This window comes from Streptomyces sp. NPDC059874, from assembly GCF_042731135.1.
GTDB lineage: Bacteria > Actinomycetota > Actinomycetes > Streptomycetales > Streptomycetaceae > Streptomyces.
In genome coordinates, this window is the sequence record NZ_JBHWJY010000006.1 from 26,508 (window position 1) to 45,975 (window position 19,468).

Consider the following 19,468-nt stretch of genomic DNA (forward strand, 5'->3'; position numbering starts at 1 on the left):
GGTACGGCAGGGGTGATGAGGGCGTGGGAGGGCTCAGGCCTCGTCGGCCGGCTCGGCCTGCCCACCGCAGAACACCTCCTGGACGAGCCGCTGCGTCGCCTTCTGGAAGGGCTCGGCCAGGGACATCGCGGCGTCGTCCACGTAGTTCACCGCGGCGGTCAGGGTCCTGTTGCCGTCGGGCGTGCTGTACATCAGCGCGGCGTGGCCCGCGATTCCGCCGTTGTGGGTGATGACGGTGCCGCCGCCGTCCGTTTCCTGCACCATCACCCCCAGGCCGTAGCCGACCTTGGGGTGCGGCGTGAGCATCTCGGCCAGCAGCGGGGCAGGAAGGAGCTTGCCGCCCATGAGCGCGGAGATGAAGGTGTGGAGGTCCCGGGTGGTGGAGATCATGTCACCGCCGCTGGAGATCCAGGAGGGGTTCTGGCGGGTGACGTCGACCGTCTTCTCCTCGCCGTCCTCCTCGTACCGGTAGTAGGCGTGGGCGTGCGGCTCGGGCACCTCCTCCTGGGTTTCCGGCACGACGGTGTCCGACAGCCCGAGCGGCCCCAGGATCTGGCTCTGCATCACCTCGGCCAGCGGGCGGCCGGTGACATTCTGGATCAGCAGCTTGAGCAGCACGTAGTTGGTGTTGGCGTAGCTCCAGTCCGTCCCCGGCTCGAACCGCGCGGGCTTGGAGAGTGCCAGCCGTACCAGCTCGTCCGGTCGGTAGGTCTTGAAGCGGTTGTCCACCCACTCCTGGCCCTGCCAGGGGATACCCGGGGCGATCGTCCCGTCTTCGTAGTACTCGCCGGTGAAGTTGAACACCCCGCTGGTGTGCTGGAGCAGCATCCGCACCGTGATGCGCCGGTCCAGGTCGAACTCGGGCAGGTGGTCGGCCGCCGGGTCCTCCAGCCCAATCCTGCCCTCGGCGACCAGCTGCAGTACCAGCGTCGCGGTGAAGGTCTTGGTGACACTGCCGATCCGGGACCGCCCGTCGGTCGGCGGCTTGGCGGTCCCGCCCAGCTCGCGCACTCCGGCGCTGCCGACCCACTCGCCCTCCTGGTCGTTCACGCGCAGCTGCAACCCGGTGAAGCCTGAATCGACGATTTCCTGGATGACCTTCTGCAACTCGGGGCGGTCCTGCGTGAGTTCGTCGCGGTCGGTGAGAGGGAGAGACATGGCCGTGCGCTCCTTGTGGGTGGGGATGGTGGTTCGGCCCAGAGGGCCAGTGGCGGTCAGGTCAGGGTCAGAGGCTGCTGGCGGTGATGTCGCCGTAGGCGGTGGTCGCGTGGATGTTCAGGTCGGCGGCGCCGTCCGCGTTCTGGAGCGAGTTGTGGATCCGGCCGTGGCCGGTGCCGGCGTCCAGGGAGGCCGAGACGCCCCGGGCGGCGCCGATCGACACCTCACCGGACTCGGTGCGCAGGGTGACCGTGCCCCGCACGGCCTCGGCGATGCGGATGTCGCCCTTCTGGGTGCTGATCTCCGCGGACCCGCCCAGGCGTACGACCGAAATGTCACCGGCGAGGAGGGTCAGGCGGGCGCTGTCGGTCTCGTCGAGCTCGATCGAGCCCTGCGCGCCCTCGAACTCGACGTCACCGAGCCGTCCGACGCTCCGGAACTCGCCGGCGGCCGTCTTCGCCTCGACGCGGGAGCCGGCGGGCAGCTGGACCGTCACCTCGACGGACCCGGAGTTCCCGAGGATCCGGTTCTTCGCCTCCTCGGCTTCGATCCGCAGGACGCCGTCGCCGTAGGCGACCGTGATCCGCTCGGCCGCCTTCACGTCGTTGCCCTTCGAGGCGTCCGAGGGCAGGACCTCGACCGTGGTGTCGGCCCGGTCGGCGGCGATGAACCGGACGTGTCCCGCGGGGATGTCCAGGACGGTGGCGACCGGGGCGGGGGTGTCGAACTTCTGCATGATGCTCTCCTTGAGCTCGTTGTTTCCGATGTGGGAAAAGCTACGTTGCATTCATGGACTCTTCAACTCATTCATTGCGCGAAACCGGCATCTGCGCAGGTGAGTTCGGGTAAATCGTTGCAATCGTCTTTGCGGTTAATGCAATGCGCTGCGCCTGTGTGTTGCAATGGGTTGAAGGTGAACGCTCACGCGGACCTCAGGCGGCACTGCCGAGCCGCGTCAGGGCCCGGCGACCGTGGCGAATTGGTCCTGGGTCCGGGCGGCCTCCTTCTCGGCCACCTCCGCCTTGCGGCTCCGCATGAGGAAGAGCGCCAGCACCGCCGCCCCCAGCACCCCGCAGACACCGACCAGGAAGGTGGCGGACATCGCCGAGGTGAAGGCTTCGCGGGCCGCTGCGGCCAGCCCCTCGTCCCCGGTACGGGCTGCCACGACGAGCGCCTCGGAAACGGCGTGACGGGCGGCCTCGGGCGTACCGACCGGCATCTCGGAGGTGTACGTGCTCGACAGGACGGCACCCAACACGGCCACACCGAGGGCGGCGCCGGCCTGCTGGATGGTGTCGTTGAGCGCGGACCCCACACCGGCGTGCTCGGCCGGGACGGCCCCCATCAGGGCGCTGGTGGCCGCGGGCATCACCAGTCCGGCACCCGCTCCGATCAGGACCATCGCGGTGGTCAGCGGTCCCCATCCGTCACCCGCGGACAGGCCGGTCAGGACACCGGACCCGGCCGCGATCATCAGCAGGCCGAGAACCACCATGATCCTGGTACCGGTCTTCGCCAACAGCCCGGCGCCGATGCCGTTGAAGGCGAGGGCGGCGACGGCGAGCGGGGTGAAGGCCAGGCCGGTCTCGGTGGGCGTGTAGCCGAGTACGAACTGCAGGTACTGGGTCAGCACCAGCAGCAGGCCGCCGTTCGCGAAGGTCAGGAGCACCAGCGACAGGCTGGACCCGGTGAAGACACGGTTGCGGAACAGCGACACCGGGACCATCGGGTGTGCCGTACGGGTCTCCCAGACCGCGAATCCGACCAGGCTCAGCACCCCGACCGCGAGCGTGACCTGGGTACTCGTACGGTCCAGGCCGTCCTTGGGCAGCTCGGTGATCGTCCACACCAGCGCGGTCATCCCGGCCACGGACAGCACCATGCCCAGCGGGTCCGCCTTGCGCCAGGGCCCCTTCGATTCCGGCATCAGGGCCAGCGCCGCGATGATGGCCAGGGCCGCGATCGGGATGTTGATCAGGAAGACCGCGCCCCACCAGTAGGCGGCGATCAGCCAGCCGCCGAGCAAGGGGCCGCCCACCACGCCGAGCATGGACACGGACCCCCAGGCGGCGATCGCCTTGGGGCGTTCGGCCTCGTCGAAGACGGTGATCAGGATGGACAGCGTGCTGGGCATGATCAGCGCACCGCCGACGCCCATCAGCACACGCGCCAGGATCAACTGCCCCGGACTGTCGGCGACAGTGCCGAGCACCGAGGCCGCGCCGAACAGCGCGAGCCCTATGACCATCACACGGCGCCTGCCGAACCGGTCGGACAGGCTGCCCGAGGTCAGGAGCAGGCCGGCGAAGACCAGGATGTAGGAGTCGATGATCCACTGAATGTCCTGGGCACTCGCCCCCAGGTCCTCGGCGAGCGGCGGAATGGCCACCGTGAGCACCATGTTGTCGATGACCAGCACCAGCGTGCTCAGGCACAGCACGACCAGGATGAGCCAGCGGCGCGGATTCGCCCGCTGTGACTCAAGTATCTCGTCCACGAAAAACGGGAACCTTTCGGTTAGTTGTGTTCGGGGGCGCCGGCCGGCGGAACCCATTCGGTGAGCTGCACCACGACGCCACTGGGATCGGTGAGCTGGAACAGCAGCTCACCCCAGGGCTCTTGGTGCAGCGGGCCGGTGACGGGGGCACCCTCGCGGCGCAGCCGTTCGTACTCGGCGATGACGTCCGTGACCACGAGGGTCACGACCAGATCCGAGAGCCCCTGGCCGAGCCGTCCAGGCGGCGCCAGCTCGAGGTCGCGTTCGGACAGGGCGATTTCGGCGGAGGCGTCATCTCGGCGGAGGCATACGTATCCCTCGGCCAACTCGGTTTCGCGGAACCCCAGATGAGTGGTGAAGAACCGGCTGGACGCGCCCACGTCCTGCACGGTCAACGACACCTTGGTGGTGACGACGTTCATGCAGCCAGCATCCGTTTTGGACAAGATGATGATCAACGATCGATCATGCAACGCCGGTTAAGCCAGGGGTTAATGAACATGCGGGGGCGTGGGGCGCGTGGAGCTGCGCGACATCGAGATCTTCTTGACGTTGTCGGAGGAGTTGCACTTCGGGAGGACGGCCGAGCGGCTGCACGTGTCGGCGGCGCGGGTCAGTCAGGCGATCAAGAAGCAGGAGCGATCGATCGGGGCGGAGCTCTTCGAGCGGACCAGTCGCCAGGTGCGGCTCACGCCGGTGGGGGAACAGCTGCTCGGTGATCTGCGGCCGGTGTTCCAGAGCCTGAAGGCGAGCGTGGACCGGGCGAGGCTCGCTGCCCTGGGCAAGACGGACGTCCTGCGGATCGGCCTGATGGTCACCAACGGCCACGAACTGCGGCCCTTCTGGGACGCCTTTCGTACGCAGCATCCGCAGTGGGGTCTGCGACTGAGCCACAACGGCTACATGGACCCGTTCGCCCCACTGCGCAACGGCGAGATCGACCTGCTGCTGTCATGGCTCCCGGTGGAAGAGCCCGACCTGACCGTGGGACCGGTGCTCTTCGACGAACCCAGGGTCGCGCTGATGGCCGCCGACCACCGGCTGGCCGGCCGCTCGTCGGTGACCTTGGAAGTGTTCGCGGACCACGGGATCGTGGGGCCGGACGGGCCCCAGCCCGAGTACCTCGAGGATGCCTTCGTACCGTTCTCCGCACCCAGCGGTCGTGCCATCGAACGGAAGTTCCTGGTTACGACGCTGGACCAGCTGTACACGCTCGTTGCCGACGGGGAGGTCATCCACCTCCTGGGCAACCAGGTCACCCGCTTCTACGTCCGCCCCGACGTCACGTACATCCCCGTCCGCGACACGCCCCTCCTGCGGTGGGGGCTGGTCTGGCGGTCGGACAACGACAGCCCGATGGTGCGGTCCTTCGTCCGCATCGCCCGCGAGCTCGGGACGATGTCGTTGTAAGGGCGCCCAGCTGCCGGTGTGTTCGTGCACTGGCCATCCGGTGTGGACAAGATGATCATCAACGACCGATCATGCAACGCTGACCAGGCGAAAGTTGATGAACGAGCGGGGGCGTGGGGGCGCGTGGAGCTGCGCGATATCGAGATTTTCCTGACGTTGTCGGAGGAGTTGCACTTCGGGAGGACGGCCGAGCGGCTGCACGTATCGGCGGCGCGGGTCAGTCAGGCGATCAAGAAGCAGGAGCGGTCGATCGGGGCGGAGCTCTTCGAGCGGACCAGCCGCCAGGTCCAGCTCACAACGGTCGGCCGGCAACTGCGCAACGACCTGCTCCCGATCTACCAGGGATTGAAGGCGAGCATGGACCGGGCCCGGCTCGCCGCCCAGGGCAAGACGGACATCCTGCGGATCAACCTGTTGGTCTCCAACGCACACGAACTGCGCCCCTTCTGGGACGCCTTCCGCTCCCTGAATCCGACGTGCGGGATAAAACTCCGCTACAACGGCTTCGTCGATCCGTTCGGGCCGCTGCGCAGGGGCGAGACGGACCTGCTGCTCTCCTGGCTGCCCGTGGAGGAGCCGGATCTCACGGTGGGCCCCGTGCTGTTCGAAGAGCCCCGAGTCCTGGCGATGGCGTCCGACCACCGACTGGCGGACCGCCAGTCGGTGTCCATGGAGGTGTTCGCCGACCACGTCGTGCTCGGCGGGGAGTCGCTGCAGCCCGACTACTGGCAGGACGCGTTCATGCCCTTCTACACGCCCAAGGGCCGGGTGATCGAACGGGGGGACTTCGACGCCAAGGATCTGGATGATCTGTACCTGATCATCTCCTCGGGCGAGGCCATCCACAGCCTGGCCTCCCAGGCCAGCCGCTTCCACGTCCGCCCCGACATCGCCTATCGGCACATCCATGACGCACCGCTGCTGCGCTGGGGCCTGGTCTGGCGCTCGGACAACGACAACCCGATGGTGCGGTCCTTCGTCCGCATCGCCCGCGAGCTCGGGACGATGTCGTTGTAAGGGCCCGGCTGCCAGTGTGTTCGTGCACTGGCCATCCGGTGTGGACAACGTGATCATCAACGACCGATCATGCAACGCTGACCAGGCGAAAGTTGATGAACGAGCGGGGGCGTGGGGGCGCGTGGAGCTGCGGGATATCGAGATCTTCCTGACGCTGTCGGAGGAGTTGCACTTCGGGAGGACGGCCGAGCGGCTGCACGTGTCGGCGGCGCGGGTCAGTCAGGCGATCAAGAAGCAGGAGCGGTCGATCGGGGCGGAGCTCTTCGAGCGGACCAGTCGCCAGGTGTGTCTCACGCCGGTAGGTGAGCAGCTGCGCGACGACCTGCGGCCGATCTACCAGGGGCTGAAAGCGAGCATGGACCGGGCCCGGCTCACCGCCCAGGGCAAGACGGACATCCTGCGGATCAACCTGCTGGTCTCCAACGCACACGAACTGCGGCCCTTCTGGGACGCCTTCCGCTCCCTCCATCCGAAGTGCGGGATACGGCTCCGCTACAACGGCTTCGTCGATCCGTTCGGGCCGCTGCGCAGGGGTGAAGCCGACCTGCTGCTCTCCTGGCTCCCTGTCGAGGAGCCGGATCTCTCGGTGGGGCCCGTGCTGTTCGAGGAATCCCGGGTCGCGGCCGTGGCGTCCGACCACAGGCTGGCTGTCCGTCAGTCGGTGTCCTTGGAGGTGCTCGCCGACCACGGGGTGATCGGCGGGGAGTGGGAGCAGCCCGAGTATTGGGAGGACGCCTTCATGCCCTTCTACGCGCCCAGCGGCCGGAAGATCGAGCGGAACTTCGCCGTCGCGGATCTCGACACGCTCTACGTGATCATCTCCTCGGGCGACGCCATCCACACCCTGGGCGCCCAAGTCCGCCGCTTCCACGTCCGCCCGGACATCACCTACCTGAACCTCGACGACGCCCCGCTGCTCCGCTGGGGCCTGGTCTGGCGGTCGGACAACGACAACCCGATGGTCCACTCGTTCGTACGCATCGCCCGCGACCTCGGCACGATGGCTTTGTGAGGGGGCCTTCGACGGCCGTACCGGTCGGAGTCGATCAGGTGAAGGAGACATCGGCCGATCGGCCGCGGTGAGCGCCCGACATCGGTCCGGAGTCACTCCCGCCACGTTCAACATATAGCGCAATGGGGGGCTTGCCACAAGATCCACATCATGCTGCAGAATCGCCGATCTGAGCAGAAAGACCTGCGGAAAACGGGGAGTTGCGGAATGCGTGTGCTGTTGTCGACGTACGGGTCGCGTGGGAGCGTCGAGCCGATGGTGGGACTCGCGGTGCGGCTGCGGGAGCTCGGTGCGGAGGTACGGGTGTGTGCGCCGCCGGACGAGGAGTTCGTGGAGCGGCTCGCCGGGGTCGGAGTGGAGATGGTGCCGGCCGGCGCGCCGGTACGCCCGCTGGTGACCACGGTGACCCCGGGGTCGGCGGCGGGACTGGCCGAGCGGGCGGCCGCGTTGATGGACGCGCAGTTCGACACGGTCGGCGCGGCCGCCGAGGGATGCGACGCGCTGGTGGTCACCGGCCCGCTGCCCGTCGCGGCCTGCGCGCGGTCGGCGGCCGAGAAGCTGGGCATCCGTTTCGTGCACGTGAGCCACCAGCCGGTCGCCCTCCCGTCGCCGTACCGCCGGCCGCCCGCGCGGCGGGGGCAGCCGTTGCCGGAGGACGCGACCGACAACCGGGCGCTGTGGGACCTGGACGCGCAGATCGCGAACACGATGTTCGGCGAGGCGATCAACACCCGCCGGGCGGCGATGGGCCTGCCGCCGGTGGACAACGTCCGCGACTACGCCTTCACCGACCAGCCGTGGCTGGCCACGGACCCGATCCTGTCCCCGTGGCAGCCCACGGACCTCGACGTGGTGCAGACCGGCGCGTGGACCACGACCGACGAACGCCCGCTCCCCACCGACCTGTTGACGTTCCTGGACGCCGGCCCGGCGCCCGTGTACATCGGCTTCGGCAGCATGCCCATCGGCGCCCCGCAGGACTTCGCCAAGGTGGCCATCGAGGCCATCCGCGCGCAGGGCCGGCGCGCCGTGGTCTTCCGCGGCTGGGCCGACCTGGACCTGATCGACGACCGGGACGACTGCTTCGTCATCGGCGAGGTCAACCACCAGGCACTCTTCCGACGGGCGGCCGCCGTCGTCCACCACGGCAGTGCGGCCACGACGACGACCGCCACGCAGGCCGGCGTACCCCAGGTGGTGATCCCCCAGGGGGCGGACCAGCCGTACTGGGCCGAGCGCGTGGCCGACCTCGGCATCGGCGTGGCACACGACGGCCCGACCCCGACCACCGAGTCCCTGTCGGCCGCGCTCGATGCGGCCCTGACCCCGCGGACGGCCGCCCGAGCGACCGCCGTGGCCGGCACGATCCGCACCGACGGCACGACGGTGGCCGCGAAGCTGCTGCTCGGCGCGGTGAGCGACTCCTAGTACCTCGGTCACCAGCTCGCGCAGTCGCGCTCTCGCCGCCGCCGCGCGTCGGCTCGGGCCGCTCGTCACCAACGCGCGCGCCTCCGCGATCTGCGCGCCGTACGGGTGCAGGCCCCCAAGGCCCCGGGTCATCCCCCGTACCAGCAGGCTGAGGTCTATGCGGCCGCGGCCGCAGCAGGCGTGCAGGGGGCGCAGCGGCCCGGGGAAGGGGCCCGGAAGGCGCGGTCGCAGCCGTCGCAGGTCTGGAGGGGATGGAGCTCCCGGTCCGCGCTCGGGTGGCGTGGGCCGGCCGGGCGGTCCAGGAGGGCGGGTGGGCGGAGTTCCGTGAGGCGGTGGGCCAGGAGCGCGGCGGGGGAGCGGATCGGCTCCAGCGGGAGGCAGCCCGCGAGGGTTCCGCTGATCGCGGCGGGGGTCACGCCGCGCTCCAGCCAGGTGGTGACGCCGGGCACGAGGCGGGCCACGTCGCGTTCCGAGAGCAGCAGGCGGGGGTCGCGCAGGCGGAGACGGGCCAGCAGGTCGGCGGCCTCTCGGTGGGCCTCGGGAGTCGGCCTGCTGGGCTTGGGGGGAGGTGGCGCCTCGGGCCGGTGGATCACCACCGGCTCTGCCGCCTCGGGGGCCGGTTCGGGTTCCGGTTCCGGGTCCGGAGCCGCCTGGACCCGGCGCGGTGCGGGGGCCGGGGCGGGGCCTCGGCCGGCGGGTTCCGCGGCCTTCGCGCGCTTGGCGAGCGGGATGTTGTACGACACCGTGCATATGACGATCTGCCCCGACGGAAGTCGCTCCCGGGTCCGGGACAGGTAGCCGTGGGCTTCCAGCTCGCGCAGGGCCGAGGCGATGCGGGCCTCGCCCTCGGTGAACCGCTGCGCCAGGGCCTTGATCGACACATCGGCGCCGGTGGGCAGTGACTGGATGTGTGTGGACAGGCCGATCGCCGTCAAGCTCAACTCGCCGTGCTGGGCGAGGCGGTTGTCGATCTTGACGTAGCGCTCGGCCTGAGAGTCCTTCTCGTGCATGACACCAGGCTTCCGAATGCGGTACGAGGCGCGCGACGGCGCGCTATGGTGCTGTTCAGCCACGGGAAGCTCTTCTTCCTGAGCGGTGAGGCCCTCGGTCGGGATGGCAGTCCCGTCGGGGGCCGTTCGCATGTTTGCGGTTGTCGAGGCCGAGCCTGCACCCTGAATTGGCATATGCGCCAGCCAGGTTGGCCGCATTCACCCGACCGAGTGAGGGGGCGGGGTTTGGTTTGGTGAGGTCATTTCCCTGGTTCTTTAAAGGGGTTTACGTCGTGCGGAACCGCTTCGCGGATCACCGGGTCGTGGAAACCCGGATCCGGTGATCCGGGTGCCGGTAGCGCGATTTCGGCCCAGACCGTTTTCAGTGGTACGGGGCCGAGGGTGACGCCCCACTTGTCCGCCAGTGCCGAGATGAGGATCAGGCCACGGCCGGATTCGGCGTCGGCGGCTGGGAGTTCGGGGATGGGCGGGGGTGCGCACTCGCTGCGGGTGTCGCTCACCTCGATACGGAGCGTGGTGCCGGTGGAGGTGAGCCGGAGCCGGAACCTCCGCCCGGGAACGCGGCCGTGCGTGACTGCGTTGCTCGCGAGCTCGGCGACTACCTGAGCCGCGTCGGCGAATGGAAGCCCCCAGTCCGCCAGTTGGGCGGAGGTGATTTGCCGTGCGGCACGGGCGCCGTGCGGGCTGGCGGGGAGGGTGGCGACGAAGGTGATTTCCTGATTCACGTGACTCAGCGTGGCGAGGCGTGCGTAACCTGAACAGGGCTGAGGTCGCTGTGTACGGCGGCTGTCCCGGGGTGTCCAGCCCTGTCCCGCCTGTCCCTTGGGGGTGGAAGTGCCGAATGCAGACGGCGTCGCCGATGAGTCGAGCGAGTCGAGTTGGGAACTTGATCCGAAAGACGAATCGGGGGCGGTTGTCGCTGCCCTCGGGCGTCAGCTGGAAATGTGGCGGGAGGCGGCGGGGCTTGACCGCGCGGAGTTCGCTACGCGCATGGGATACGGGCCGAACCTGATCTACAAGATTGAGCGGGGCACCCGGATTCCGCGTCCTGAGTACCTGGACAAGGCGGACGGGATCCTGGGTGCGGGCGGCAAAATTGCCGCGATGAAGGCTGATGTCGAAAAGGCCCGCTATCCCAAGAAGGTTCGGGACCTGGCTGAGTTGGAGTCCAAAGCGGTTGAGCTGGGTGCGTACGGGAACCACAACCTGCACGGCCTGCTCCAAACGGAGGAGTACGCGCGAGCGCTGTACGAGATCCGGCGGCCGGCCTACTCCCCGGACGAGGTGGAGCGACACGTCGCGGCCCGCATGGCGCGACAGAAGATCTTCCAGAGGCAGCCGTCACCGGCGCTGACCTTCGTGCTGGAGCCTGTGACGCTGGAGCGGACGATCGGTGGGCGCGACGTACTCCGCAGGCAGCTGGAGCATTTGCTTGATGTCGGTCGATTGCGCAATGTGGAGATCCAGGTGATGCCTATGGACTGTGAGGATCACGCAGGGATGGGTGGTCAGATCGACGTCTTGAAGCTCCGAGACGGCTCTACGATCGGGTACGTGGAGGCGCAGCTGATGAGCCGCCTGATCACGGACGCGAAGAACATCCAGATCCTCGAACTCCGCTATGGGATCATCCGTTCACAGGCCCTCAACCCAAGGCAGTCGAGGGCCTTCATCGAGAAAGTGCTGGGAGAGACATGAGCATCAAGCCCTCGGTCGGCGGCCCTTCCGCACTGAGCTGGGTCAAGAGCAGCTACAGCGCCAGCAGCAGTAACGACTGCGTCGAGGTCGCGGTGATGCCCGAAGCGGTCCTGGTGCGGGACTCCAAGGACGTGGACGGCGGCCGGCTGGCCGTGGGTCCCGACACCTGGACCGGCTTCGTGCGGTACGCCGCGGGCTGACGTCAGCCCGCGTCGGTGAGGTCCGAGGCATTCAGCTGGACCATGCTGCTGCCTTCGGCGAGCGTGGGCATTTTGCTGCTGCCGAAGCTGCTCGCCAGCAGGCGCCACCCGGACTTCTTGTAGCGGAGGACGGAGTCGATGGGGGGCTCCGCCTTCCAGCCGTTGCGTTCGAGCTCGGCGCCGATCTTGGGCAGCGCCTGCTCGGCTTCCGCAGTCGGGATGGTGGCTATCCAGTCGACCAGGCCCGGGTGCTTCTTGCCGTTCCGTTCGGCGGTGGTCATCCCCTTCGCAGGGTCCAGGCCTGCCTGCTGGATAGCCGCCCGCAGTTCCTTGTCCACCGTGTCCCGGGTGACGGGCGAGGTGGAGGCGGACGCGGATGCGGTGGACGACGCCGTCGCGTCGTCCACCGGCGCCGTGCAGCCCGCCAGGGCCAAGGCCAGGGCCAGCGTCATGGTCGCCAACGGAGTCTTCATGCGTACGTACATCGTGGCGCTAAGCCCCGGCCCCGTCACTGGCCCACGCGTCCGTCGACGCACTCGCGCAGCAGGTCGGCGTGCCCGCAGTGGCGGGCGTACTCCTCGATCCCGTGCACCATCAGCTCCCGAATGGAGGTCTGGTCCTTGCCCACGCGCCGGCTCAGGTCCGGGTACTGGGCCAGCAGGGCGTCGGTTTCGGCCTGCTCGCGCGCCAGGTCCGCGTACGCGGCGTCGACCACGGCCTGGTCGGCGACGGCTCCGTCGAAGTCCGAGTCGCGCTCGCCGTACAGCTTCGGCAGCGGAACCCCGGTGATCCAGGTGCGCCAGTCCCGTTCCACCTCGGCGAGGTGGCGGAGCAGGCCGAGCAGCGACATCGTCGACGGCGGGACCGACCGGCGGGCCAGTTGCTCAGGGTTCAGGCCCTCGCACTTCATCCGCAGGGTCATGCGGTAGTTCGCCAGGAAGTCCTGCAGCGTCGCAAGTTCGCCGTCCGGACTGGCCTCGTTGTTGCGAGGGTCGTCGTCAGGGTTGGCCCACATGTCGGGGTAGACGGTCGCCTGGGTCCATCGTGCGGGTTGATCGCTCATGCGTCGCATGTTCGTCCGTGAGGGCCCGAGCCGCTAGTCAATTACGTGTGCGTGCCCGGAGTCTCACGCACGCAGGGCCGCGAAGACGGCCCGGGCCGGCTTGCCGTCCGCGTCCTGCCACGTTGCCGTGACGTGGGTGGCGGCGCCCGGGTCCGCCGCGGCGTCCGTGTGGAGGACGCGGGTCACCGTCAGGGTCGGGCCGCCCTCGCCCTGCACCACCACGACCGTGGGGTCCGGGGTGTCGCTGGCGCTCTGGGCCTGCGGGACCGCCTCGCCCCGCAGCAGCGCGCGGAGTTGGGCCTGCGCAACCGGGTCCTGGGTGCCGTCGTAGATCCAACGGGTGCCCAGTACGCCGTGTTCCGACGTGCCGACGAGGGCATCGTCGGCGTCGGGCAGCGGGGCGCCGCGGTAGGCCAGGGGGACGTGGTACGTCACACCGTCCGCCGTGTCGGTGACCACCATGAACTCGATGCCCACCTCGCCCTCCGGGTCGTCAAGCCGGAAGCCGCCCGCCTTGGTCAGCTCCGGGGTCCGGCCGGGCTGCCCCTCGTACCAGGGCTGCAACGGGAGCCAGGACGACAGGAGTTCCAGCTTGCCGGGGGTCATGGTGGTGCGGTGTACGACAGCCATGAGGACGGGCCTCCAGAAGTCAGGGACGGTGAGTTCTGCGATCAAGCCTAGGACGCCGAAGCGGCGGCAAGGTCAAGCACCCGCGCCCCGGAACGCCGCCCCGTCCCGCAGGGTGCGGGCGTACGACAGGAACGCCGCCAGCGCGAGGTCGAAGGCCGCGTCCGCGCGGCCGCCCCGGCCCACCGCCGCGAGGGCGCCGGCCAGCAGCGGGGTCTCCGACGTCGGCTCCCACATGGTCTCGGGGGCCGCCAGGTCGAGGGCCGAGCCCAGGATCAGGTTCTCCAGGGCGGTGAGGAGCGGCATCACGTCCGGCTCGGCGAAGCCGGCCGCCAGCAGGAGGGCCACCGCGTGCTCGTAGTGGGCGAGGACCTTCGGGGCCCGCACCGGGTTGGTCATCAGCAACGGGATGGCCCGGGGGTAGGCGGCGAAGGCGGCCCGGTAGGAGCGCGCCCACTCCTCCAGGGCGCGGTCCCAGGGGGTTCCCCGGGTCAGGGTCAGGGCGTCGTCGGTGATCAGGTCGCACACCAGCTCCCGGATCAGCTCGATCACCCCCGCCCGGCCGTCCACGTGGTGGTACACCGAGCCCGTCTGCACCCCGAGCGCCCGGGCGATCTGCGGGACGCTGAACTCTCCCTGCTCCGCCACCAGTTGCAGGGCGGTCGCGGCGATCCGCTGCCGGTCGAGCAGGGGGGTGCGTGGCCGCGCCATCGGTTTTCTCCCGCCGTCAGGTCTTCCCGTACTCCGAAACCGGAGGCTACATTGCCGCAAACCGAAAGCCTTTAGGTTTCCGATTCTGCCTCCCCCAGCAGAAGGGCCCCGCCTTGCCCGAACCCGAAAGCACCACGCCACCCGAACTGCGCCGCGCGGCGCTCGGCACCGCCGACATCTCCTTCTTCGTCGTCTCCGCCGCCGCCCCCCTCACCGTCATGGCCGGCGTCGCCCCCGTCGCGATCCTCCTCGGCGGCATCGGCGCCCCCGCCGGCTACCTGCTCGCCGGCATCACCCTCGCCGTCTTCGCCATCGGCTTCACCACCATGAGCCGCCACGTCCGCAGCGGCGGCGCCTTCTACGCGTACATCACCCGCGGCCTCGGCAAGCGCGTCGGCATCGGCGCCGCCCTGCTCGCGCTCATCGGCTACAACGGCATGGAGATCGGGGTCTACGGCCTCCTCGGTACGACCACCGCCGACACCGGCCGCGCCCTGTTCGGCCTCGACATCCCCTGGCTGCCCGTCTCCCTCGCCGGGCTCGCGCTCATCTGGTACGGCGGCTTCCGCTCCATCGACTTCGGCGCCAAGCTGCTCGGGATCCTGCTCGTCGCCGAGACGGGGATACTCGTCCTGCTGGCGGCCGGAGTGCTCCTCGAGGGCGGCGCCCACGGGCTCTCCCTCGGCTCCTTCGCCCCCGGAGCCGTCCTCGTGCCCGGTACCGCAGCCGTCCTGGCCTTCGCGTTCGCCGCCTTCACCGGCTTCGAGTCCACCGTCATCTACCGCCGCGAGGCCCGCGACCCCGACCGGACCATCCCGCGCGCCACCTACATCGCCGTCGCCTTCCTCGGCCTCTTCTACGCCTTCATCGTCTGGACGGTCATCCAGGCCTTCGGCGCGGAGGAAGTGCTCGCCGCCGCCGGCGCCGACCCCGGCGGGCTCTTCTTCGCCGCGATCACCACCTACGTCGGCCCCTGGGCGGCGGACCTGATGCACGTCTTCATCGTCACCAGCGTCATCGCCTCCCTGCTCGCCTTCCACAACGCCATCAACCGGTACGCCCTCGCGCTCTCCGAGGAGGGGGTGCTGCCCGCCGCCCTCGGCCGCGTCCACCCCCGCCACCGCTCCCCGTACCGGGCGGGCCTCGCGCAGACCGTCCTCGGAGCTGTGATCGTCCTCGGCTTCGCGCTCGCCGGAGCCGACCCGTACCAGCAGCTGCTGCTCTGGGTGAACACCCCCGGCATGATCGCCCTCATGGTGCTGATGCTGCTCGCGGCGATCGCCGTACCCGTCTACTTCCGGCGCACCGCCCATGCGGAAGGCCCCTGGCGGACCGTGGTCGCGCCCGTCGCCGCCGCCGTCCTCCTCGCCGTGGCGATCTTCCTTGTCGCCTCCAAGGTCGAGCTCTTCACCATGGCCTCCACCACCGTCAACACCGTCCTCGTCGCCCTCGTGCCCGCCGTCTTCCTCGCCGGCCTGGCCCTCGCCCAGCGGTTGAAGACCCGCCGCCCCGAGATATACGCCCGCTTCGCCGAAGAGCCTGAAGAGCCCGAAGAGCCCGAACAGCCCCGCACGTCAGAAGGAGAAGACCCCCCGTGCCCGCTGCCGACACCGTCCTCACCGGAGCCCGCGTCCGCACCCTCGACCCCGGCCGCCCCCAAGCCCGCGCGGTAGCCGTCCTCGGCGGCGAGATCGTGGCCGTGGGGGAGGACTCCGACGTACGCCGCGACTGCCTCGGCCCCGACACCGAGCTGATCGACCTCGGCGGCGCCACCCTCACCCCCGGCCTCACCGACGCCCACAGCCACCCGGTCTGGGGCATCGAGATGGCCACCGGCACCGACCTCTCCGCCGTACGGGACCTCGACCAACTGCGCGCCGCCCTGCGCGCGGCGGACCGCGCCAAGGGCTGGGTCGTCGGCCACGGCCTCGACCACAACGCCTTCGGCGGCCGGCCCGTCGACAGGGTCCTCGTCGAGGAGGCCCTGGGCGGCGCCCCCGCCTTCCTGCGCCTGTACGACGGCCACTCCGCGCTCGTGAACGGCGCGGCCCTCGCCGCCGCCGGCATCACCGGGCCGCGCACCTTCGCCCAGCGCTCCGAGATCGTCTGCGACTCCGAGGGCCGCCCCACCGGCCACCTGATCGAGCACGCCGCGATGGGCCTCGTCAGCGCCCTCGTGCCCAAGCCCTCCTCGGCCGAGCGCCGCGCCGGCCTCGTCGGACTGCTGAACGACATGGCCGCCACCGGACTCACCGGCGCCCACGTCATGGACATGGGCGACGGGGACGTACCGGCCCTCCTGTCGGCCGTCGAGTACGAGGGCCACCTCCCGCTCCGACTGAACCTCGCCCCCTGGTGCATGCCGGGCGCCGACGACGACGACGAGCTCGACGAGCTGATCGAGCTCCAACGCCTCATGGGCCGGAACTGGCAGGTCGGCGGCGTGAAGTTCTTCATGGACGGCACCGTCGAGGGAGGCACCGCCTGGCTGGAGCACGCCGACTGCCACGGCCAGGGCACCGAGGCCTTCTGGCCGGACCCCGAGGCCTACGCCCGGGCGGTACGGATCCTGGACGCGGCCGGGGTGCGTACGGCCACCCACGCCATCGGCGACGCCGCCGTCCGCCACGTCCTGGACACCGTGGAGGCGATCGGCGTACGGGCCCGGATGCGGCACCGGATCGAGCACATCGAGACCGTCCCCGACGACCAGCTGAAGCGGTTCGCGGAGCTCGGGGTGATCGCCTCGATGCAGCCGCCGCACACCGGGTACACCCGCGCCGACCACACCGACGAGTGGTCGAAGCGGCTGGGGGACGACCGGGCCGGGCGGGCCTGGCGCTGCCGGGACCTGCGCGACGCGGGAGCCGTCCTCGCGCTGGGCTCCGACTGGCCGATCGCCCACTACGACGCCCGCCAGGTGCTGCTCACCGCCCGCAGCCCGCTCGGGGCGGCCTCGGCCGGCCGGGCCCTGACCGGGCTGATGGCCTTGGAGGGCATGACCTCGCACGCGGCGCTCGCGGCGGGGGAGGAGAGGGTGGCGGGCCGGATCGCACCGGGCTTCCGCGCGGACCTCACGGCCTTCGCGCTGGATCCGGTGACGGCCGGCCCGGACGAGCTGGCCGAGGCGCCGGTCGTCCTCACGATGTCGGGCGGGCGCATCACCCACCGTTGAACGTCAGCGAGCCGTGCCGAAGTCCTGTGTCCAGTAGGAGTTCGGCTGCGCCAGACCGATGCCGATCTCCTTGAAGGAGCAGTTCAGGATGTTCTGCCTGTGGCCGGGGCTGTTCATCCAGCCCTCCATGACCTTTTCGGGAGTGCTGTAGCCGTAGGCGACGTTCTCGCCGTACGAGCTCCACGCGTATCCGGCGCGGGTGATGCGCTGGCCCGCGTCGGATCCGTCGGAGCCGGTGTGGGACATGTTGCCGTGGGCGGCCATGTCCGCGCTGTGGTCCTGCGCGGCCTTGGTGAGCTTCGCGTTGAGCGTGAGGGCCGGGCACCCCGCGGCGGCGCGCTCCTGGTTGACGAGTGAGAGGACCGCGGCGGCGGCGCCGGAAGCAGGCGCGGCAGAGGTCTTCGAGGGCGCGGGCGCCGGCTGCCTGGTGACGGTCGGTGGCTTCGTCGGCTGCGGCCGCGCAGGCGCCGTCGTCTGTACGACCGGCTGCGCGGACGCCGCGGGGCTGCTGGGGGAGGCGGCCGGCGGGCTGCTCGGCGGCGGGACGTCCACAGGTGCCTGAGAACTCGGGGTGGCCGAGGGCGTCGCGTACTGCCACGGGCGGCTCTCCTGCCGGCTCGCGGCCCGCGTCCGACCGGTGTCCTGGGTGTCCCAGCAGGCCACGGCGACACTGGGGACACCCACGATTCCCAGGACACCGACGCCGATGACTATTTTCCTGTAGGGCTTCTTCTTCCGATGCTTCTGCATGCGTGACCTCACTCGGTGATCGCGAAGCTTCCGGAGCCCGAACCGCGGGGCGCCGGAGTGGCCGCCATTCTTAAAAGCCCTCCAACGGCCTGGCAAGTTTCCGTTTCCGACGTCCTCGGGGCATTCGCATCCCGGCTTGAAACGGGCCGGTGATCGTGCATGGTCACGATCTGATCACTGCCGCAACCGTCTGAGGGGTTCTCAGAAACGGCCGTGACCAGGCGGGTCGGCGACGGGCTTGCCGGTATCGCGGATTCCGTTCCCGTAGTTGAGGGGAATGTCGATTCCAAAACGGACAAATATCGAAATGTCGATGGCGTGAAATCCCTTGCGGATGCCCCGCGTCGAGAGGTGCGCTGTGATGCATGTCACGTATCGGACCCGGAACTGCCTGGCAGTGTGTTCCGCGAGGAAGAGGCGGTCGTTGAAGGTACCGGGGGAGACATGAGCAGCAAGTCGTCGGCCGAGGGCCTCTCCGCCCTGACGCGGGTCACCGCGTGAGACGCCTGGACGACGCCGTCAAGGCGGTGTTCCGTTACCGGCGGCCGGATCCGTGGTGCTGGAAAGCCGTCGTCACGGCCGCCTGCGACAGGGAGCCGAACTGGGACGCCGACGCCGCGATGGCCCAGGCCGGCCGGGCCGTCGCCGCGCATGCCGATCGGATCGCCGAGTCCCTCGACAAGCGGCTCAGGCGGATCGTCCGCGCCTCCGGGCACTCCGCCGAGGCGAACGCCCTCGCCCTCGCCGGGATGGGCGACGTCCGGGCGCTGCCCGCCCTGCGGCGCCTCGCGAACGACAACCAGCTCCCTTCCGATCGCCCCCGGGCCCGCATCCTGGCCGCGCTGCCCGCCGTACACCTGCTCCCCGTGGTGCTGCCCGGTCTGCGCCGACGGCCGGAGCGGTACCACGCGAGTACGTTCACGCTCGAACTCCTCGCCGCCTGGGGTCCGGCCGCGGCGCCCGCCGTGCCCGACGTGGTCCGGTACCTGGAGACGCCGTACGCCTACGACGCCCTGCGCGTCCTCGGCAGGATCGGCCCCCCGGCCGCCGTCGCCGCCGACCGGCTGGCCGCCTTCGCCACCGGCCGCACTCCGTCGGCCCGCCGCCACCACCTCCGGCGGGCGGCCTGGGCGCACTGGAGGGCCACCGGGGACCCCACCCTCGCCCTCGACGTGTGCGGCTCGGCCGTGGCGTCCGGGAGCGCAGGCCACGGCCTGCCCTTCCTCGCCGACCTCGGCCCCCTGGCCGCGGCGCACACGGACACCGTGCGCGGCCTGATGGAGTCGCCCGGCGCCTGGACCAGGGTCGCCGCGGCGCACGCGTACTGGCGGATCACCGGAGACCCGGAGCCGGCCGTGCCGGTGCTGCTGGCGGCCGTGGACCCGGCCTGGACGGGGCAGCCGGCCATGCCGGTGCACGAGGCCGTCCGCAGGCTCGGGGAGATCGGCGCCCCGGCCGCGGCGGCGGCGCCGCTGCTCCGCCGGATCCTGGCGTCGGAGGAACGCCTCGGCCACCCCTTCGAGAGCGTGCGGATCCTGGCGGACGAGGCCTACGCCCGCACCCTCGGCGAGGCTCTGGAGCGGCTCGGTCCGGGCGCGGAGGTCTCGGTACGGCCGTCCGGGCCGGAGCCCGTGCCCGCTGCTCGGCGCGGACTGCTGCGGAGGTGGCGAGGGCTACGGGAGGGGGCGGTGCGCCCCGATTGACCCGCGTCG

The 19,468-nt window shown here is 70.2% G+C and carries 21 protein-coding genes; 10 read left to right on the forward strand and 11 right to left on the reverse strand.

What is annotated here, in order from left to right; translation table 11 throughout:
* Positions 1-33: 33 nt before the first annotated feature.
* From ACFV9H_RS05295 to ACFV9H_RS05310, 4 genes are all read right to left on the reverse strand, one after another.
* Positions 34-1,158: a serine hydrolase domain-containing protein gene (locus ACFV9H_RS05295; protein WP_385393594.1), complete on the reverse strand. Its 1,125-nt coding sequence runs from the start codon at positions 1,156-1,158 to the stop codon at positions 34-36.
* Positions 1,159-1,225: 67 nt separating this feature from the next.
* Positions 1,226-1,894, reverse strand: coding sequence for a DUF4097 family beta strand repeat-containing protein (locus ACFV9H_RS05300; RefSeq protein WP_385393940.1), 669 nt, complete (start codon positions 1,892-1,894; stop codon positions 1,226-1,228).
* A gap of 219 nt (positions 1,895-2,113) precedes the next feature.
* Positions 2,114-3,712 carry an MFS transporter gene (locus ACFV9H_RS05305; protein WP_385393596.1) on the reverse strand — a complete coding sequence of 533 codons (1,599 nt, stop codon included), beginning with the start codon at positions 3,710-3,712 and terminating at the stop codon, positions 2,114-2,116.
* Positions 3,676-4,077 carry a VOC family protein gene (locus tag ACFV9H_RS05310; RefSeq protein WP_385393598.1) on the reverse strand — a complete coding sequence of 134 codons (402 nt, stop codon included), beginning with the start codon at positions 4,075-4,077 and terminating at the stop codon, positions 3,676-3,678. Before ACFV9H_RS05310 ends, ACFV9H_RS05305 begins: the two co-directional genes overlap by 37 nt.
* 88 nt (positions 4,078-4,165) lie before the next feature.
* Here ACFV9H_RS05310 and ACFV9H_RS05315 point away from each other — a divergent pair, with 88 nt between their 5' ends.
* From ACFV9H_RS05315 to ACFV9H_RS05330, 4 genes are all read left to right on the forward strand, one after another.
* The gene (locus ACFV9H_RS05315) at positions 4,166-5,065 is read left to right on the forward strand and encodes a LysR family transcriptional regulator (protein WP_385393601.1); all 900 of its coding nucleotides are present in this window, start codon (positions 4,166-4,168) and stop codon (positions 5,063-5,065) included.
* Between the two features lie 123 nt (positions 5,066-5,188).
* Positions 5,189-6,082, forward strand: coding sequence for a LysR family transcriptional regulator (locus ACFV9H_RS05320; RefSeq protein WP_385393603.1), 894 nt, complete (start codon positions 5,189-5,191; stop codon positions 6,080-6,082).
* Positions 6,083-6,203: 121 nt separating this feature from the next.
* Positions 6,204-7,094: a LysR family transcriptional regulator gene (locus tag ACFV9H_RS05325; protein ID WP_385393605.1), complete on the forward strand. Its 891-nt coding sequence runs from the start codon at positions 6,204-6,206 to the stop codon at positions 7,092-7,094.
* A 207-nt stretch (positions 7,095-7,301) separates the two neighbouring features.
* Entirely contained in the window at positions 7,302-8,522 is a 1,221-nt protein-coding gene (locus ACFV9H_RS05330) for a glycosyltransferase (RefSeq protein ID WP_385393608.1), read from the forward strand.
* Between the two features lie 155 nt (positions 8,523-8,677).
* Here ACFV9H_RS05330 and ACFV9H_RS05335 read toward each other — a convergent pair whose 3' ends face one another.
* Both ACFV9H_RS05335 and ACFV9H_RS05340 read right to left on the reverse strand, forming a co-directional pair.
* Positions 8,678-9,532 carry a helix-turn-helix domain-containing protein gene (locus tag ACFV9H_RS05335; RefSeq protein WP_385393610.1) on the reverse strand — a complete coding sequence of 285 codons (855 nt, stop codon included), beginning with the start codon at positions 9,530-9,532 and terminating at the stop codon, positions 8,678-8,680.
* Positions 9,533-9,771: 239 nt separating this feature from the next.
* Complete coding sequence (locus tag ACFV9H_RS05340; RefSeq protein WP_385393612.1) at positions 9,772-10,257, reverse strand: ATP-binding protein; 486 nt, start codon at positions 10,255-10,257, stop codon at positions 9,772-9,774.
* 109 nt (positions 10,258-10,366) lie between these two features.
* Here ACFV9H_RS05340 and ACFV9H_RS05345 point away from each other — a divergent pair, with 109 nt between their 5' ends.
* Both ACFV9H_RS05345 and ACFV9H_RS05350 read left to right on the forward strand, forming a co-directional pair.
* Positions 10,367-11,230 carry a helix-turn-helix domain-containing protein gene (locus tag ACFV9H_RS05345; RefSeq protein WP_385393614.1) on the forward strand — a complete coding sequence of 288 codons (864 nt, stop codon included), beginning with the start codon at positions 10,367-10,369 and terminating at the stop codon, positions 11,228-11,230.
* Positions 11,227-11,430 (forward strand): DUF397 domain-containing protein, encoded by a 204-nt coding sequence (locus tag ACFV9H_RS05350; RefSeq protein WP_385393617.1) that lies wholly within the window; start codon positions 11,227-11,229, stop codon positions 11,428-11,430. The genes ACFV9H_RS05345 and ACFV9H_RS05350 overlap by 4 nt, the downstream gene beginning before the upstream one ends.
* 2 nt (positions 11,431-11,432) lie before the next feature.
* Here the strand turns inward: ACFV9H_RS05350 and ACFV9H_RS05355 are convergent, their stop codons facing one another.
* The 4 genes from ACFV9H_RS05355 to ACFV9H_RS05370 all read right to left on the reverse strand — a co-directional run bounded on the left by ACFV9H_RS05355 (position 11,433) and on the right by ACFV9H_RS05370 (position 13,831).
* Positions 11,433-11,903 carry a hypothetical protein gene (locus ACFV9H_RS05355; RefSeq protein WP_385393619.1) on the reverse strand — a complete coding sequence of 157 codons (471 nt, stop codon included), beginning with the start codon at positions 11,901-11,903 and terminating at the stop codon, positions 11,433-11,435.
* 35 nt (positions 11,904-11,938) lie between these two features.
* Positions 11,939-12,493: a DinB family protein gene (locus ACFV9H_RS05360; protein ID WP_385393621.1), complete on the reverse strand. Its 555-nt coding sequence runs from the start codon at positions 12,491-12,493 to the stop codon at positions 11,939-11,941.
* Positions 12,494-12,556: 63 nt separating this feature from the next.
* Entirely contained in the window at positions 12,557-13,123 is a 567-nt protein-coding gene (locus ACFV9H_RS05365; protein ID WP_385393623.1) for a 1,4-alpha-glucan branching protein, read from the reverse strand.
* Positions 13,124-13,195: 72 nt separating this feature from the next.
* Positions 13,196-13,831: a TetR/AcrR family transcriptional regulator gene (locus ACFV9H_RS05370; protein ID WP_385393625.1), complete on the reverse strand. Its 636-nt coding sequence runs from the start codon at positions 13,829-13,831 to the stop codon at positions 13,196-13,198.
* A gap of 113 nt (positions 13,832-13,944) precedes the next feature.
* Here ACFV9H_RS05370 and ACFV9H_RS05375 point away from each other — a divergent pair, with 113 nt between their 5' ends.
* Together ACFV9H_RS05375 and ACFV9H_RS05380 are read left to right on the forward strand one after the other, a co-directional pair.
* Positions 13,945-15,504, forward strand: coding sequence for an APC family permease (locus ACFV9H_RS05375; RefSeq protein WP_385393627.1), 1,560 nt, complete (start codon positions 13,945-13,947; stop codon positions 15,502-15,504).
* Entirely contained in the window at positions 15,426-17,006 is a 1,581-nt protein-coding gene (locus ACFV9H_RS05380) for an amidohydrolase (protein WP_385393630.1), read from the forward strand. The genes ACFV9H_RS05375 and ACFV9H_RS05380 overlap by 79 nt, the downstream gene beginning before the upstream one ends.
* A gap of 3 nt (positions 17,007-17,009) precedes the next feature.
* On the opposite strand, the gene ACFV9H_RS05385 is transcribed toward ACFV9H_RS05380, so the two are convergent.
* Complete coding sequence (locus ACFV9H_RS05385; protein WP_385393632.1) at positions 17,010-17,756, reverse strand: CAP domain-containing protein; 747 nt, start codon at positions 17,754-17,756, stop codon at positions 17,010-17,012.
* Between the two features lie 213 nt (positions 17,757-17,969).
* Between ACFV9H_RS05385 and ACFV9H_RS05390 the strand changes: the two genes are divergently transcribed.
* Both ACFV9H_RS05390 and ACFV9H_RS05395 read left to right on the forward strand, forming a co-directional pair.
* Positions 17,970-18,257, forward strand: a complete 288-nt coding sequence (locus ACFV9H_RS05390; RefSeq protein ID WP_385393634.1) for a hypothetical protein — start codon at positions 17,970-17,972, stop codon at positions 18,255-18,257.
* Complete coding sequence (locus ACFV9H_RS05395) at positions 18,254-19,459, forward strand: hypothetical protein (protein WP_385393637.1); 1,206 nt, start codon at positions 18,254-18,256, stop codon at positions 19,457-19,459. Before ACFV9H_RS05390 ends, ACFV9H_RS05395 begins: the two co-directional genes overlap by 4 nt.
* The last annotated feature ends 9 nt before the right edge of the window (positions 19,460-19,468 follow it).

Coding starts and splice junctions, on each gene's coding strand:
- ACFV9H_RS05300 (WP_385393940.1), bottom strand. CDS start 1,894: ATGCAGAAGTTCGACACCCCCGCCCCGGTCGCCACCGTCCTGGACATC.
- ACFV9H_RS05365 (WP_385393623.1), bottom strand. CDS start 13,123: ATGGCTGTCGTACACCGCACCACCATGACCCCCGGCAAGCTGGAACTC.
- ACFV9H_RS05295 (WP_385393594.1), bottom strand. CDS start 1,158: ATGTCTCTCCCTCTCACCGACCGCGACGAACTCACGCAGGACCGCCCC.
- ACFV9H_RS05350 (WP_385393617.1), top strand. CDS start 11,227: ATGAGCATCAAGCCCTCGGTCGGCGGCCCTTCCGCACTGAGCTGGGTC.
- ACFV9H_RS05310 (WP_385393598.1), bottom strand. CDS start 4,077: ATGAACGTCGTCACCACCAAGGTGTCGTTGACCGTGCAGGACGTGGGC.
- ACFV9H_RS05330 (WP_385393608.1), top strand. CDS start 7,302: ATGCGTGTGCTGTTGTCGACGTACGGGTCGCGTGGGAGCGTCGAGCCG.
- ACFV9H_RS05360 (WP_385393621.1), bottom strand. CDS start 12,493: ATGAGCGATCAACCCGCACGATGGACCCAGGCGACCGTCTACCCCGAC.
- ACFV9H_RS05370 (WP_385393625.1), bottom strand. CDS start 13,831: ATGGCGCGGCCACGCACCCCCCTGCTCGACCGGCAGCGGATCGCCGCG.
- ACFV9H_RS05305 (WP_385393596.1), bottom strand. CDS start 3,712: ATGGGTTCCGCCGGCCGGCGCCCCCGAACACAACTAACCGAAAGGTTC.
- ACFV9H_RS05355 (WP_385393619.1), bottom strand. CDS start 11,903: ATGAAGACTCCGTTGGCGACCATGACGCTGGCCCTGGCCTTGGCCCTG.
- ACFV9H_RS05385 (WP_385393632.1), bottom strand. CDS start 17,756: ATGCAGAAGCATCGGAAGAAGAAGCCCTACAGGAAAATAGTCATCGGC.
- ACFV9H_RS05335 (WP_385393610.1), bottom strand. CDS start 9,532: ATGCACGAGAAGGACTCTCAGGCCGAGCGCTACGTCAAGATCGACAAC.